Source organism: Streptomyces sp. NPDC051976 (assembly GCF_040680795.1).
Classification (GTDB): domain Bacteria; phylum Actinomycetota; class Actinomycetes; order Streptomycetales; family Streptomycetaceae; genus Actinacidiphila.
Map to the genome: position 1 here is coordinate 1 of NZ_JBFAXL010000002.1, position 14269 is coordinate 14269.

The 14269-nt window shown below is 71.3% G+C and carries 15 protein-coding genes, 1 tRNA gene and 1 pseudogene; 13 read left to right on the top strand and 4 right to left on the bottom strand.

The features are described 5' to 3' along the window. Positions 1-118 precede the first annotated feature (118 nt). Positions 119-754, bottom strand: coding sequence for a uracil phosphoribosyltransferase (gene upp, locus AB0M29_RS02275; protein ID WP_365377677.1), 636 nt, complete (start codon positions 752-754; stop codon positions 119-121). Positions 755-912: 158 nt separating this feature from the next. Here upp and AB0M29_RS02280 point away from each other — a divergent pair, with 158 nt between their 5' ends. The 9 genes from AB0M29_RS02280 to AB0M29_RS02320 all read left to right on the top strand — a co-directional run bounded on the left by AB0M29_RS02280 (position 913) and on the right by AB0M29_RS02320 (position 6191). Then, positions 913-1107, top strand: coding sequence for a hypothetical protein (locus tag AB0M29_RS02280; protein WP_365377680.1), 195 nt, complete (start codon positions 913-915; stop codon positions 1105-1107). A 249-nt stretch (positions 1108-1356) separates the two neighbouring features. After that, complete coding sequence (locus AB0M29_RS02285) at positions 1357-1908, top strand: hypothetical protein (protein WP_365377682.1); 552 nt, start codon at positions 1357-1359, stop codon at positions 1906-1908. A 77-nt stretch (positions 1909-1985) separates the two neighbouring features. After that, the gene (locus AB0M29_RS02290) at positions 1986-2465 is read left to right on the top strand and encodes a nucleoside deaminase (protein WP_365377685.1); all 480 of its coding nucleotides are present in this window, start codon (positions 1986-1988) and stop codon (positions 2463-2465) included. A gap of 10 nt (positions 2466-2475) precedes the next feature. Continuing rightward, positions 2476-2562, top strand: a tRNA-Ser gene (locus AB0M29_RS02295). Positions 2563-2776: 214 nt separating this feature from the next. Then, positions 2777-2941, top strand: coding sequence for a hypothetical protein (locus AB0M29_RS02300; RefSeq protein ID WP_365377688.1), 165 nt, complete (start codon positions 2777-2779; stop codon positions 2939-2941). A gap of 31 nt (positions 2942-2972) precedes the next feature. Continuing rightward, entirely contained in the window at positions 2973-3266 is a 294-nt protein-coding gene (locus tag AB0M29_RS02305; RefSeq protein WP_365377691.1) for a Dabb family protein, read from the top strand. 247 nt (positions 3267-3513) lie between these two features. Then, entirely contained in the window at positions 3514-4311 is a 798-nt protein-coding gene (locus AB0M29_RS02310) for an RNA polymerase sigma factor SigF (protein WP_365377694.1), read from the top strand. A 167-nt stretch (positions 4312-4478) separates the two neighbouring features. Continuing rightward, the gene (locus AB0M29_RS02315) at positions 4479-5321 is read left to right on the top strand and encodes an RNA polymerase sigma factor SigF (RefSeq protein WP_365377697.1); all 843 of its coding nucleotides are present in this window, start codon (positions 4479-4481) and stop codon (positions 5319-5321) included. A 51-nt stretch (positions 5322-5372) separates the two neighbouring features. Further along, the gene (locus tag AB0M29_RS02320; protein ID WP_365377700.1) at positions 5373-6191 is read left to right on the top strand and encodes a hypothetical protein; all 819 of its coding nucleotides are present in this window, start codon (positions 5373-5375) and stop codon (positions 6189-6191) included. Between the two features lie 176 nt (positions 6192-6367). Here the strand turns inward: AB0M29_RS02320 and AB0M29_RS02325 are convergent, their stop codons facing one another. After that, entirely contained in the window at positions 6368-6553 is a 186-nt protein-coding gene (locus AB0M29_RS02325) for a hypothetical protein (RefSeq protein WP_365377702.1), read from the bottom strand. Between the two features lie 68 nt (positions 6554-6621). Between AB0M29_RS02325 and AB0M29_RS02330 the strand changes: the two genes are divergently transcribed. From AB0M29_RS02330 to AB0M29_RS02345, 4 genes and pseudogenes are all read left to right on the top strand, one after another. Then, positions 6622-7560, top strand: coding sequence for an aldo/keto reductase (locus AB0M29_RS02330; RefSeq protein ID WP_365377705.1), 939 nt, complete (start codon positions 6622-6624; stop codon positions 7558-7560). Positions 7561-7734: 174 nt separating this feature from the next. Then, positions 7735-8202: a MarR family winged helix-turn-helix transcriptional regulator gene (locus tag AB0M29_RS02335; RefSeq protein ID WP_365377708.1), complete on the top strand. Its 468-nt coding sequence runs from the start codon at positions 7735-7737 to the stop codon at positions 8200-8202. 12 nt (positions 8203-8214) lie between these two features. Continuing rightward, positions 8215-9774, top strand: a pseudogene (locus AB0M29_RS02340) (MDR family MFS transporter); the annotation flags it as partial. 217 nt (positions 9775-9991) lie between these two features. Further along, a complete protein-coding gene (locus AB0M29_RS02345) occupies positions 9992-10453 on the top strand; it encodes a PPOX class F420-dependent oxidoreductase (protein ID WP_365377711.1) in 462 nt (153 codons plus the stop codon). A 271-nt stretch (positions 10454-10724) separates the two neighbouring features. On the opposite strand, the gene AB0M29_RS02350 is transcribed toward AB0M29_RS02345, so the two are convergent. Both AB0M29_RS02350 and AB0M29_RS02355 read right to left on the bottom strand, forming a co-directional pair. After that, positions 10725-12944: a glycosyltransferase family 39 protein gene (locus tag AB0M29_RS02350; protein ID WP_365377714.1), complete on the bottom strand. Its 2220-nt coding sequence runs from the start codon at positions 12942-12944 to the stop codon at positions 10725-10727. Beyond that, positions 12941-14257: a bifunctional glycosyltransferase family 2/GtrA family protein gene (locus AB0M29_RS02355; RefSeq protein WP_365377717.1), complete on the bottom strand. Its 1317-nt coding sequence runs from the start codon at positions 14255-14257 to the stop codon at positions 12941-12943. Before AB0M29_RS02355 ends, AB0M29_RS02350 begins: the two co-directional genes overlap by 4 nt. Positions 14258-14269: the final 12 nt, after the last annotated feature.

Sequence of the window (14269 nt, forward strand, 5' to 3'; positions counted from 1 at the left end):
CGAAGACCACGCGTCTGCCCCATTGGGGCCGGTGGTGACCTGCAGCCACGCGACGGCTGGTCGCGCAGTTCCCCGCGCCCCTACGGGGCACGGTCCTCCGCAAGCGCCGCGCGCGGCGTTAGCTGACGGTGCCGTAGAGGCGGTCGCCCGCGTCGCCGAGGCCGGGGACGATGAAGCCGTGTTCGTTGAGGCGCTCGTCAATGGCGCCGGTGACGACGGTGACGGGCTTGCCCGCGAGCTCGCGCTCCATGATCTCGACGCCCTCGGGGGCGGCGAGCAGGCACAGGGCGGTCACATCGTCCGCGCCGCGGTCGATCAGGAGGTTGATCGCGGCCACCAGGGTGCCGCCCGTGGCGAGCATCGGGTCCACCACGTAGACCTGGCGACCCGAAAGGTCGTCCGGCATCCGGGTGGCATATGTCTTCGCCTCCAGCGTCTTCTCGTCCCTGACCATGCCGAGGAAGCCCACCTCGGCGGTGGGCAGCAGCCGCACCATGCCGTCGAGCATGCCGAGCCCGGCCCGCAGGATCGGCACCACCAGGGGGCGCGGGTGGGAGAGGCGGACGCCCGTGGTGGGGGCCACCGGGGTGACGATGTCGACCTGCTCGGTCCGCACGTCCCGGGTGGCCTCGTACGCGAGCAGGGTGACCAGCTCGTCGGCGAGCCGGCGGAAGGTCGGCGAGTCGGTGCGCTCGTCGCGCAGGGTGGTGAGCTTGTGCGCGACCAGCGGGTGGTCGACAACATGGAGACGCATAAGCACGACTCTAACCGCCGGGTACGGGTGTGCGCCCCGTCGCCCGTGGGCGTCACTTTCTGTGCTTCCTGTGGGGTAAACCGCGCGAAAGAGGGAAACTGGGCAGGTACACCCGGTCAGCTACCAGGGTGAACCGAGCTTCAGGGATGGTGCCCCAGATGCCGGACCGTAACGGAGACGAACGCCACACGCGTGACACCCGCGACTCCCGCGACACCGAGCGGCGCCGCAAGCGCGCCCTCTTCCTGCGTGAACTCGACGAGGCCAGGGAACTGCGCGACCGCGTACAGCCGCGACGCGCCCGGGCCGCCCGCATGCGCCAGCAGATGAGGATGCGGACCTTCCGGTGGTGACCGGAGCGTGACGACAGCACGACGCAGAGCTGACTCCCCGGGAGCCGCCGGGCACCCGTGAGAGCCGCATAACAGCCCCCGAAGATCACCGCTTTCCGCAAAAGTGACGAAGACCTGGCACGTCGCAGTGCCGAAGACCTCTCGCAGAGCCCTGGTTTCTGCCACGATGCCGAGTGGGGCGGGGCCAACGGCAGCAGCAAGCGGCCCCTACCCGGTCCGGACGGCCTGAGACCCAGTGGGAGAGTCACGGTGTACTTCGCCGCACTGCTCGCGCGCACCGAGGACGGTTGGCAAGCGAGCGAACCCGATCTCGACGATGTGGAAACCCTCGCCGATCTGAGCGATCTGGCCCGCGCGGCGGGCGACGAGGAGGAAACGGTTCTGGTCTTCATCGAGCAGGAGGACGCCTGGTTCGGCGTCGTCCGCGTCGACGGTGAAGAGGACCCCAGGATCTACGTGTCCGACGCGGCTGCCGCCGCCCGCAGTTCGTACGGGGAGATCCTGCTCACCGACGAAGTGCTGGGCCGCGACCCGGAGGACCTGGACGAACTCGTCGACCTCGACGGCACCGAGGACGGCGAATCCGACAGCGACTACGAAGAGGACGAGGAAGCCGTGCCCGGCCCCTCGGAGGACCATGTGCCGACCGGTCCGCTCGGTGACACCGAGATCCTCACCGACCTCGGCATGAGCACCAAGGAACTGCTGGCGCTCAGCGGGGACGGCGCGCTGACCGGCGAGGCACTCGGCGAGATCGCGGACGCCCTCGGCTGCGGGGACGTGCTGGAGGCGGTCCGCTGACAGCTCCGCACGACCCCCGGTCCGATCGGCCGCCGCAACCACCGCCCGATCCGCCGCCGGATCGACCGCGTGACCCGTTGCGCGACCCCTGGACGGCCGCGATGCGGCTGGCCCTCGACGAGGCGGAGCACGCCCCGCTCACCGGTGACGTACCGGTGGGCGCGGTCGTGCTCTCCCCCGACGGCACCGTGCTGTCCCGCGCCCACAACGAGCGCGAGGCGACCGGCGACCCGACGGCCCACGCCGAGGTCCTGGCCATCCGCCGCGCGGCCGAGGCGGTCGGCGAATGGCGGCTCACCGGCTGCACCCTGGCCGTCACCCTGGAGCCCTGCACCATGTGCGCGGGCGCCATCGTCCTGTCCCGGCTCGACCGCGTCGTCTACGGCGCGGCCGACGACAAGGCCGGCGCCGCGGGCTCCCTGTGGGACCTGGTCCGCGACCGCCGCCTCAACCACCGCCCCGAAGTGATCGCCGGAGTGCTCCCCGCCCCCTCCGCCGCCCTCCTCACCCGCTTCTTCCGCACAAACGATTTCGGAGCACACCCCGGCGTGGGCTAGGATCTCTCTCGGTAGCGTGTCCGAGCGGCCTAAGGAGCACGCCTCGAAAGCGTGTGAGGGGGCAACTCCTCCGTGGGTTCAAATCCCACCGCTACCGCTCTGTACGGCTCAAGGCGCCCGCCCACTCGATCGAGTGGGCGGGCGCCTTTTGTGTGGGCCGGGGGCGGGGACGGAGGGCTGATCGGACCTTCGTCTGTTAAGCGGATGAAACGCCATACCGTACGCGTGATTGCGCCATCTGATGGATAGACTTCGTTGATTGCACACTTGTGACCGTTGGTGTGGGGCTGCGGCTGGGAGGGCAAGGGAGCATGGCGCAGGCGAGGAAGATCACCATGTACGTGCTCGTGATCTTCGTGCTCTACACGATCATCAACCAGCCGGCCAGAGCCGCCGATCTGGTCCAGGTGGGGTTCGTCGGGATTTCGAACGCCGCCAAGAGCCTGGGCCAGTTCATGCACGACCTGGTCAACTGACCCGCACAGCACTGCCGAGGAGTTCCGTCGCATGATCCGTCACCTGGTCCTGTTCAAGCTCAACGAGGGTGTGGAGCGGGAAGAACCGCGTGTGGTGGCTGGGGCGCGGGCCTTCGAGGAGCTGGGCGCGCTGGTGCCAGGAGTGCTGTCCTGGGAGTGCGGCTGGAACATCACCGACCGGCCGGTCGCGTACGACTTCGCCATCAACTCGTCCGTCGCGGACACCGCGGCGCTGGTCGCCTATCTCGAACACCCGGCCCACCAGGCGGCGGTCACGCCGTGGACCGAGTTCGCCACCTGGGTGATCGCGGACTACGAGATCTGACGGTTTCGGCGGCCTTCCGACCGTTTCCGCACGAGCCCCCCGCAAGGTTGCGGGGGGCTTCTTCGTGCCCCGATCCGCCGCGTGCGCGCCCCCGGCGCACGCCCCCAGGGCCACGGGTTAGTACAACACGGCAATATGCGGTGCTTGCACAGAGAGCACATGAATTGTGATGCTATGACCGCTTTTGCCGGATGAGTGGACCGATGAGGGGTGTGAAGTGCCAGTGTCGGCTCATACGGCACCAACCGTGTATCCCCGCGGCAGGACCCGTGCGCCCAGCGCCAACGCCGCGGACGCGCGCGCCCTCACGCAGGTGCTGTTCGAGCAGATCACCAAGCTGGAACCCGGCACACCCGAGCACACCCGGGTGCGGACCGCCCTGATCGAGGTCAACCTGCCGCTGGTGCGGTACGCCGCGGCCCGATTCCGCAGCCGCAACGAGCCGATGGAGGACGTCGTCCAGGTCGGCACGATCGGCCTGATCAACGCGATCGACCGGTTCGACCCGGAGCGCGGGGTGCAGTTCCCGACGTTCGCGATGCCGACCGTGGTCGGGGAGATCAAACGTTACTTCAGGGACAACGTACGGACCGTCCACGTGCCCCGGCGGCTGCACGAGCTGTGGGTCCAGGTCAGCGGCGCCATCGAGGACCTGACGGTGCTGCACGGCCGCTCGCCGACCACCGCCGAGATCGCCGACCGGCTGAAGCTCTCCGAGGACGAGGTGCTGGCCTGCCTGGAGGCGGGGCGCGCCTACCACGCCACCTCGCTGGAGGCGGCGCAGGAGGGCGACGGGGCACCCGGGCTGCTCGACCGGCTCGGCTACGAGGACCCGGCGCTCTCCGGCGTCGAGCACCGCGACCTGGTCCGCCATCTTCTGGTGCAACTTCCCGAGCGCGAGCGGCGGATCCTGCTGCTGCGCTACTTCGGCAACCTGACGCAGTCCCAGATCAGTGCGGAGCTGGGGGTTTCGCAGATGCACGTGTCACGGCTGCTGTCACGGAGCTTCGCGCGGCTCAGGTCCGCAAACCAGATCGAAGCGTAGCTCTCCGGGATTAAGTCACCTGCAAAGATATGTCGACATGGCGCTACAGCGTGTTGCCGACATGTGACATTCTGCGGATACCGCGTTTGTCGCGAGTCGGCCTCCGGTATTCCAGTGGAGGAACAACCGTCGCTCGCGACACCCGTCCGCGACCTCAAGGGGGTGGCATGTCCGTACAGGTGGGCAGTCCCAACGTGCTCAGGCCCAATGTGCCGGCAGCACCGCACGATGCTCTTCACGGCGAGGCCATCGACACCCGCACGCTGTCCCGATCGCTGTTCCTGCGCCTCGCGGAACTGCCCGCGGACAGCCCGGAACGCACCTATGTACGTGACACGCTCATCGAGCTGAACCTGCCGCTGGTGCGGTACGCCGCCGCCCGCTTCCGCAGTCGCAACGAGCCGATGGAGGACATCGTCCAGGTCGGCACGATCGGCCTGATCAAGGCGATCGACCGGTTCGACTGCGAACGCGGCGTGGAGTTCCCGACGTTCGCGATGCCCACGATCGTCGGCGAGGTGAAGCGATTCTTCCGCGACACCTCGTGGTCGGTACGGGTGCCGCGCCGGCTCCAGGAGCTGCGGCTGGCGCTCACCAAGGCCAGCGACGAGCTGTCCCAGAAGCTCGACCGGTCGCCGACGGTGGCCGAACTCGCGCTGTGCCTCGGGGTGTCCGAGGACGATGTGGTGGACGGTCTCGCCGTCGGCAACGCGTACACGGCCAGCTCGCTGGACTCCCCGCCGCCCGAGGACGACGGCGGCGAGGGCACCCTCGCGGACCGCCTCGGCTACGAGGACACCGCGCTGGAGGGCGTCGAGTACCGCGAGTCGCTCAAGCCGCTGCTCGCCCAACTGCCGCCGCGCGAGCGCCAGATCATCATGCTGCGGTTCTTCGCGAACATGACGCAGTCGCAGATCGGCGAGGAGGTCGGCATCTCCCAGATGCATGTCTCGCGGCTGCTGACCCGCACCCTGGCCCAGCTGCGCGAGGGTCTGACCGCCGAGGCGTGAGGTGACTGACGGGGTGGTGACTACCTGACACCCCGTCAGTAAACTGGACCGATGGTCGTCACCGCGTCCTCTCCCGTCGCACCAGCCGCACCGGCCGCGTGGCACACGCGGAGGGCCCGGCTGCGCGCCGCGGGCTCCTGCGCGGCGCTGCTGCTCACCGCGTTCGCGGTCGGCGGCTGCGCGGGCGACGGCGGCACCGGTCATGTCGCCATCGGCGGCGTCGGCCCGTCACCCGACAGCACCGCGGGCTCCGCCGACACACCGCCGGACGGCCGCGTCGTCATGGTCCCGCTGGACGGCTCCCCGCCGCGGGGTGCGCCCAGCGCCTCCGCGCCCCCCGGCACGCACGCGGGCGGCCCGCCGACGGCCGGGGACAGCCCCGTACCACCGGGGTCCGGGCACTCGTCCACCTCCGCGCCGCCGCCCGTGTCGAAGCCGGGCCCGGCGCCGTCGAAGCCACCCGGGCACCCGGGCTCCACAGGACCGACAGGATCGACACCAGGGACACCAGGGACGCCGGGGAACCCCGGGACGCCGCCGGGCGGTTCAGGGCCGACGACACCGCCCGCTCCCGCGCACCTGGTGGTGAGCGTGCCGCTGCGTACGGCGGACGCGGACCGCTGGTGCGAGAAGGTCACCGTCACCTTCACCAACACCGGCGGCAGGCCGGTCACCGCGGGCACCGTCACCTTCGGGACCCACATCATCGGCGGGCTCGGCATCGACTGGGCCACCATCGACACGGCGAAGCCGGTCCCGGTACCGCTGGCGGGCGGGGCGTCGCGCACCGCGTCCTGGGACCTGTGCGTGGACGCCTGGCGGGTACCGCTGGGCATGCACATCGAGACCAGGGACGTCACGCTCTCCTGAACCCGACTCCCGACCGCGGCTCCAGAGGCTCCCGAACGCGGCTCCCGAACCCGGCTCCGCGCCCGGTCCAGTGATCGGCCCGGTGATCGGCAGGCCCGGCCGTCAGCCGGTCACGCCGTACAAGAGTGATGCCCCCGTTGGCACTACCTCGTTGGCACTGTGTCTGTCAGGGCCCGTCACTTCATGGCGAGCGCGACCACTCCGACGATCACGACCAGCGCCACGATCACGCCGATCACCAGACCGGCCTTGCTGCGGCCCTGCGCCCGCTGCACCTGGGCGGCGGGCGGCTGCTCCTCGACGAAGGCGCGGAACATCTGAGTGCTGCCGGCCGGGTCGTAGTTGTTCTCAGGGTTCGACATGCCGCCTGACCCTAGCGCGTCCCCGTGGGAACGGAATACGCCGCACCCCCCACCGGTTACCACCGCACATGGCACGTATCGGCACATCGGACCTTGACGTATTCCCTCTCGCGCTCGGCGGCAACGTCTTCGGCTGGACCGCCGACGAGGCGCGGTCGTTCGCCGTCCTGGACGCGTACACGGCGGCGGGCGGTGACTTCGTCGACACCGCGGACGTCTACTCGGCGTGGGTGCCCGGCAACTCCGGCGGCGAGTCGGAGACGGTGCTCGGCCGCTGGCTGGCCGCGCGCGGCAATCGTGACGACGTCGTGGTGGCGACGAAGGTCGGCGGGCACCCCGACTTCAAGGGCCTGCGCGCCGAGACGATCAGGGCGGGCGCCGAGGCGTCGCTGCGCCGCCTGGGCACCGACCACATCGACCTCTACTACACGCACTTCGACGACCTCTCGACCCCCGTGGAGGAGATCGTCGGCACGCTGGACGCGCTGGTCAGGGAGGGCAAGGTGCGCACGCTCGGCGCCTCGAACCTGTCACCCGAGCGGCTGGCCGCCTCCCTGGACCTCGCCGAGCGCGAGGGCCTGGCCCGCTACGAGATCGTGCAGCCCCTCTACAACCTGGTGGAACGCGGGGCGTACGAGGGCGGGATGGCGGAGCTGGTGGCCGCGCGCGGGCTGTCGGCGGCGCCGTACTCCTCGCTGGCCGCCGGATTCCTCAGCGGCAAGTACCGGCCGGGCGGCGCGCGGGTGGAGAGCGCCCGGGCGGCCAAGGCGTACGGGTACCTGGAGGACGCCCGCGGCCCGCGGGTGCTGGCGGCGCTGGACGCGGTGGCCGCCGCGCACGGGGCGGAGGTCGGCACGGTGGCGCTGGCGTGGCTCGCCGCGCAGCCGACGGTGGTGGCGCCGATCGCCAGCGCCAGCCGGGTCGAGCAGGTGCCCGCGCTGGTCGCGGCCGCCGATCTGAAGCTGACCGGCGACGAGCTGGCGGCGCTGACGGCGGCCTCCGCCTAGCGGTCCCGTCCCTGCCCGCCTCCCCGTCCGGAGGCGGGCGGTTTTTTTGCCCGGATTTTACTGTCGGTCGCCGCAAATCATTTGCCTGATGCAACCAACTACCTCTACCGTTGCTTCAGGCAACCAGTGCATTTCCCACCTACTTCAGGTGCGTACGAGAGAGGGTGACCGGCCATGGCGGACCGCGAGCAGTGCGCGGAGCTCGCACACCAGCTCCGCGGCGCCTTCGCCGTGACCCGCGAGATCGCCCGCCGGATGCCGCCGCAGACGCCGCTCACCGCCGTCGCCGTGCTCAGCGCACTCGACCGGCACGGTGAGCTGCGCAGCAGCGACCTCACCGAACTGCTGGCCGTCGACCTCTCCGTCACCAGCCGCCATGTCGCCTACGGCGTCGAGCGCGGCTGGATCGAGCGGGCCCCCGACCCGTACGACGGGCGCTCCCGGCTGCTGCGGCTCACCGCGGCCGGCGGCGACGTCCTGCGCGCCTCGTCGACGCGCGCGGCGGAAGTGCTCGCCGACCACCTCGCCGACTGGCCCGACGACGACGTCGCCCAACTGTCGGCCCTGCTCGCCCGGCTGCGCGGCAGCTTCGGCGACCACACACCGCGTACCCCCCGAATATCCCGCGTCCACGCGGGCTGAGAAGGACTTCAGATGGCGACAACCACCCACACCGGCAAGCGAGAAGGGCACGGCGGCCACGGCCACCACGACGGATCCGACGCCGCCCCCATGTCGCACCGGCAGATCATGGAGGCGCTCTCCGGGCTGCTGCTCGGACTGTTCGTGGCGATCCTGTCGTCCACGATCGTCTCCAACGCGCTGCCCCGCATCCTCGCCGACATCGGCGGCGGGCAGAGCGCGTACACCTGGGTGGTCACCGCGTCGCTGCTCGCGGTCACCGCGACCACCCCGATCTGGGGCAAGCTCTCCGACCTCTTCAGCAAGAAGCTACTGATCCAACTCGCCCTGGTGATCTACGTCGTCGGCTCGATCGTCGCCGGCTTCTCCACCAGCCCCGGGATGCTGATCGCCTGCCGCCTGGTCCAGGGCGTCGGCGCGGGCGGCCTGTCCGCGCTCACCCAGGTCATCATGGCCGCGATGATCGCGCCCCGGCAGCGCGGCCGTTACAGCGGCTACCTCGGCGCGACCTTCGCCGTGGCCACGGTCGGCGGCCCGCTGGTCGGCGGCGTCATCGTGGACTCCGCGCTCGGCTGGCGCTGGTGCTTCTACGTGGGTGTGCCGTTCGCCGTCGTCGCGCTGATCGTGCTGCAGAAGACGCTGCACCTGCCGGTGGTCAGGCGGCGCGTGCGGATCGACTGGGCGGGCGCCTTCTTCATCACCGCGGCCGTCTCGCTGGTCATGGTCTGGGTCTCGCTCGGCGGCCAGAGCTACCCGTGGCTGTCGTGGCAGACGTACGCCATGGTGCCCGGCGCGCTCGTACTCGGCCTGATCTTCCTGTTCGTGGAGTCCCGGGCCGCCGAACCCATCGTGCCGCTGCGGCTGTTCCGCAACAGGACCATCGCCCTCACGTCCTTCGCCAGCCTCTTCGTGGGCGTGTCGATGTTCGCGGGCACCGTCTTCCTCAGCCAGTACTTCCAGCTCGCCCGGGGCGCGACGCCGACGATGTCCGGGATCATGACGATCCCGCTGATCGGCGGCCTCTTCCTCGCCTCGACCGCCTCCGGCCAGATCATCACCCGTACCGGCCGCTGGAAGGCGTTCCTGGTCTCCGGCGGCGTGCTGCTCACCGCGGGCTCGGCCACCCTCGGCCTGCTGCGCACCGGCACGCCGTACTGGGAAGCGGCCTGCTACATGGCCCTGTTGGGGCTCGGCGTCGGCATGATGATGCAGAACCTGGTGCTCGCCGTGCAGAACCAGGTCGCCGTGGAGGACCTCGGCTCCGCCAGCTCGCTGGTGACCTTCTTCCGCTCCCTCGGCGGCGCCGTCGGCGTCACCGCGCTCGGCGCGGTCCTCGGCAACCGCGTCACCCACTTCGTCGCCGACGGCCTGTCCGCCCACCACATCGCGGCGGCGCCCGGCGGAGGCGGCATCCCCGACCTCGGCCGACTGCCCGCGCCCGTACGGGGTGTCGTCGAGGGCGCCTACGGCCACGGCATCGGCGACGTCTTCCTCTACGCGGCGCCCTTCGCCCTGCTGTCCTTCCTGCTTGTGGTCTTCATCAAGGAGACGGCGCTGCGCACCCACAGCGGCCTCCAGCAGGCCGCGAGCAGCCCCGCGCGGGCGGCGGACGCCGTGCGGCAGCGCGACTAGAACTCCCGGCCGGCCGGACTGTTCCCACAGCGGAGAGGTCCAGTACGGCGGCCCGGGGAAGGGTCCTGGCGGACGGCCGAAGCAGGGGACGGCCGAGGCCGCCCCGCCAGGACCCACGTTCAGAGGGCGTCGCCACGGCAGGCCCTAGGCTTCCCCCATGGCTCCCAACATCGCCACGAACACGTCCGTCTCCCTCGCCGACCTGCTGGACTTCGTACGTCCGAGGCACCGGGCGATCCTCCTCACCACCCGCGCCGACGGGCGCCCCCAGGGCTCCCCGCTCACCTGCGGCGTCGACGACTCCGGGCGCATCGTCGTCTCCACCTACCCCGAGCGGGCCAAGACGCGGAATGCTCGGCGCGATCCCCGTGCCAGCGTCATCGTCCTGTCGGACGAGTGGGACGGGCCCTGGGTGCAGGTCGACGGCACCGTCGAGGTGATTGATTCTCCCGACTCCGTCGAGCCGCTCGTCGAGTACTTCCGCAACATCTCCGGTGAGCATCCCGACTGGGCGGAGTATCGCTCCGCCATGCTCCGCCAGGGCAAGTCCCTCATCCGCCTCACCCCGGAACGCTGGGGCCCCGTAGCCACCGGCGGCTTCCCCGCCCACCTCGCCTAACGGAGGACCTGTGCCCCGAAGGGGCGCGGGGAAGCGCGCTGCGCTTGCGGAGGGCCAGGCACCGGACGTGCCCCGAAGGGGCGCGGGGAACTGCGCGACCAGCCGTCGCGTGCCTGCAGGTCACCACCGGCCCCAGAGGGGCAGATCGGTTGTCTTCGGACCACCGGCCGGTGGGGGCTTGTCGCGCAGTTCCCCGCGCCCCTAAAAACGGGGCACCGTCCTCCGCAAGCGCAGCGCGCTTCCCCGCGCCCCTAAAAAACGGGGCGCCGACCTACTTGGGCGCCGTGAGGTCGTACACCGTGGCGGAGCCAACCGTCTGGGCGGTGAAGGTGGACTGCACCCAGGTGGTGATGGAGGCGGCGGTGCCGCCTCCGCCCATGCCACCGCCTTGGCCTCCGCCGAGGAAATAGTGGATGCGCCCCGAGGCGACGTACTGCTTGAACTGGGCGAGGGTCGGAGACGGGTCACTGCCGTTGAAGCCGCCGATGGACATCACCGGCTTGCCGGTGGCGAGTTGGTAGCTCGCCTGGTTCTGCGAGCCGACGGCGGCCGCGACCCAGGTGTACTTGTCGGCGTCGGCGAGCAGAAGGGACTTCATGGCGGCGCTGACCTGGGTGCCGTTGAGGAGGCCGCCCATCCCGCCGCCACCGCCACCGCCGGTACGGCCACCGGCACCGGTCGGAGCACCGCCGGGGAGACCGCCCGGAATACCGCCGGTGGGCGCACCGCCGGTGGGCGCACCGCCCGTGGGCGCCCCGCCGCCGAACATCCGCGGGGTGCCCCCGCCCTGGCCCTGCGGGAAGCCGCCGCGGCCGCCGCCCGGGCGGCCGCCAGTACCGCCCCCCTGGACCGTGGGGCCGGCCGTCACGATGGAGCCGGAGTGCCCGGTGTCGACGGTGTTGAGGCTGTAGGCGACGGGTCCGCCGAGTGCGGCGGCGAGGCCGACGACCGCGGCCACGACACCGGCCCGCGCGCCGAGCCGCGAGGCGACCCGTACACCCGGCAACGCCCCGAGCAGCAGTCCGGCCGCCGCCACGAAGCCGCCGATCAGGACGGCGGTCCGCAGCCAGGGCAGCCAGTCGGCGGAACGGTTCAGGAGGACGTACGACCAGACGCCGGTGCCCGCGACCGTGACGGCGAGGGTGGCCGCCGCGGCGAGGTGGGTGCGGCGCTCCCAGAGCAGGGCGGCGCCCATGCCGGTGAGCGCGGCGATGTAGGGGGCGAGGGCGATGTTGTAGTACTGGTGGAAGATCCCGGACATGAAGCTGAAGGTCGCGAAGGTGATCAGCAGAGCGCCGCCCCAGGCCAGGAACGCCGCCCGCCGCGCATCGGTCCGCCGGGCACGCCATGTCACCCACAGCCCGGCCGCCAGCAGTGCGAAGGCCGCGGGCAGCAGCCAGGCGATCTGGCCGCCCATGTCGGAGCTGAAGAGACGGCCGATGCCGGTCTGTCCCCACATGCCCCCGCCGCCACCGCCACCGCCACCGGGGCGTCCGCCGCCGCCGACGCTGCCGGTCTCGTTGCCGGTGATGCGGCCGAAGCCGTTGTAGCCGAAGGTCAGCGACAGGAAGCTGTTGTCCTGCGAGCCGCCGATGTACGGGCGGGACGACTTCGGCCACAGCTCGACGATCGTCACCCACCAGCCGCCGGACACCACCATCGCACCGCCCGCGGCGAGCAGTTGGAGCAGCCGCCTGCGCAGCGTGGTCGGCGCGCAGACCGCGTACACCACCGCGAGCGGCGGCACGATCAGCCATGCCTGGAGCGTCTTGGTGAGGAAGGCGAGACCGAAGGCCACACCCGCGAGCAGCAGCCACTTGGTGCGGGCGTCCTCGACGGCGCGCAGCACGCAGTACACGGCGGTGACCATGAGCAACGCCAGCAGCGCGTCGGGGTTGTTGAACCGGAACATCAGGGCGGCGACCGGCGTCAGCGCCAGCACCGCACCCGCCAGCAGCCCCGCTCCCGCGCTGAACCGGCGCCGTACGGCCGCGTAGAGCACGCCGACCGAGGCCACGCCCATCAGTGCCTCGGGCACCAGGATCTGCCATGAGCCGAGGCCGAACAGCCGTACCGACAGCGCCATCGGCCACAGCGCGGCGGGCGGCTTGTCGACGGTGATCGCGTTGGCCGCGTCGGAGGAGCCGAAGAAGAACGCCTTCCAGCTCTGGCTGCCCGCCTGCACGGCGGCCGAGTAGAAGGAGTTGGCGTACCCGGCGGAGTCCAGGTTCCACAGGTAGAGCACCAGCGTGCCCAGCAGCAGCGCCAGGAACGCGGGCCGCGCCCACCGGGGGTCCTCGGGCCGCCCGTACCAGAGGCGTTGGGGCAGCGGAGCCGCCTGCCGCGGGGTCTCCGTCTCCGGCGCGTCGGCCGCCGCGGGTCGCACGGTGTGCACCGTGTGCACGGGAGCGCCGAAGACGTCCGTCAGGGGCGGCGGCGCCGTCGGGGCCGTGTAGGCGCTGCCGGACGGCGAGTTGCTGGGTGCGGTCATCGCGCACTCCTCAGGTCGGGTTCGTGGGTGGCGGTCGGCGCGGCGGGCCGGTCGGGCCGGCGGTCGGGGAAGAGCCAGGCGCGGAAGAGCAGGAAGCGCAGGACCGTGGCCGCCAGGTTCGCGGCGATCAGGACGGCGAGTTCGCTGCTGTGCGACGGGTGGGCGGTGGCCGCGTGCAGTGCGGCGAGGGAGCCGCTGGTGAGGGCGAGGCCGATGGCGAAGACCACCAGCCCCTGCGCCTGGTGGCGTACGGCCTGCTCGCGGCCCCGTACGCCGAAGGTGAGGCGGCGGTTGGCGGCGGTGTTGCCGAGCGCCGAGAGCAACAGGGCCAGTGCGTTGGCGAGTTGGGAGCCGGTGCCGAGCCGCAGCAGGGAGAAGAGCGCCAGGTAGACCAGGGTGCTCAGGGCGCCGACGACGCAGAAGCCGACGAGCTGGCGGGCCAGCCCGACCGGCACGCCGGTCAGTTCGCGGTCCCGCGGATCGTCGCCGAAGGGCCGCCGCAGCCGGTCGAGCGCCAACTGCCCGGTAGCCAGGGCGCGTCCGATCCGCCACACTCCGCGCAGGTCGTCGGTGGCGGTGCGGACCAGGTCCACCTTGCTGTCGGGGTCGTCGACCCAGTCGACCGGCACCTCGTGGATGCGCAGCCCGGCCCGCTCGGCGAGCACCAGCATCTCGGTGTCGAAGAACCAGCCGGTGTCCTCGACCATCGGCAGCAGCCGCTGGGCGACATCTCCCCTGATGGCCTTGAAGCCGCACTGCGCGTCCGAGAAGCGCGCGGCCAGCGAGCCGCGCAGGATCAGGTTGTAGGCCCGCGAGATGAACTCCCGCTTCGCGCCGCGCACCACCCGCGAGGAGCGGGCCAGCCTGGACCCGATCGCCAGGTCGGAGTGGCCGGAGATGAGCGGCGCGACCAGCGGGAGCAGCGCGTTGAGGTCGGTGGACAAGTCCACGTCCATGTACGCCAGTACGGGCGCCTCCGACGCGGTCCAGACGGTGCGCAGGGCCCGCCCGCGCCCCTTCTGCTCCAGGCGGAAGGACTCGACCTCGGGCAGTTCGGAGGCCAGCATCTTGGCCACCGCGGGCGTGAGGTCCGTAGACGCGTTGTCCGCGACGGTGATCCGGAAGGGGTAGGGGAACGTGCCCGACAGGTGGGCGTGCAGGCGGCGGACGCAGGGCTCCAGGTCGTTCTCCTCGTTGTACACGGGGATCACGACATCGAGCACCGGAGTGCCGGGCTCGACCACGTGGTCAGGAGCTGCGGCCGCGGCCGGCAGGTGCTGCCGGGCGGGCAGGTCGCCGAGGTGGGTTCGCATGATCCGACCCTC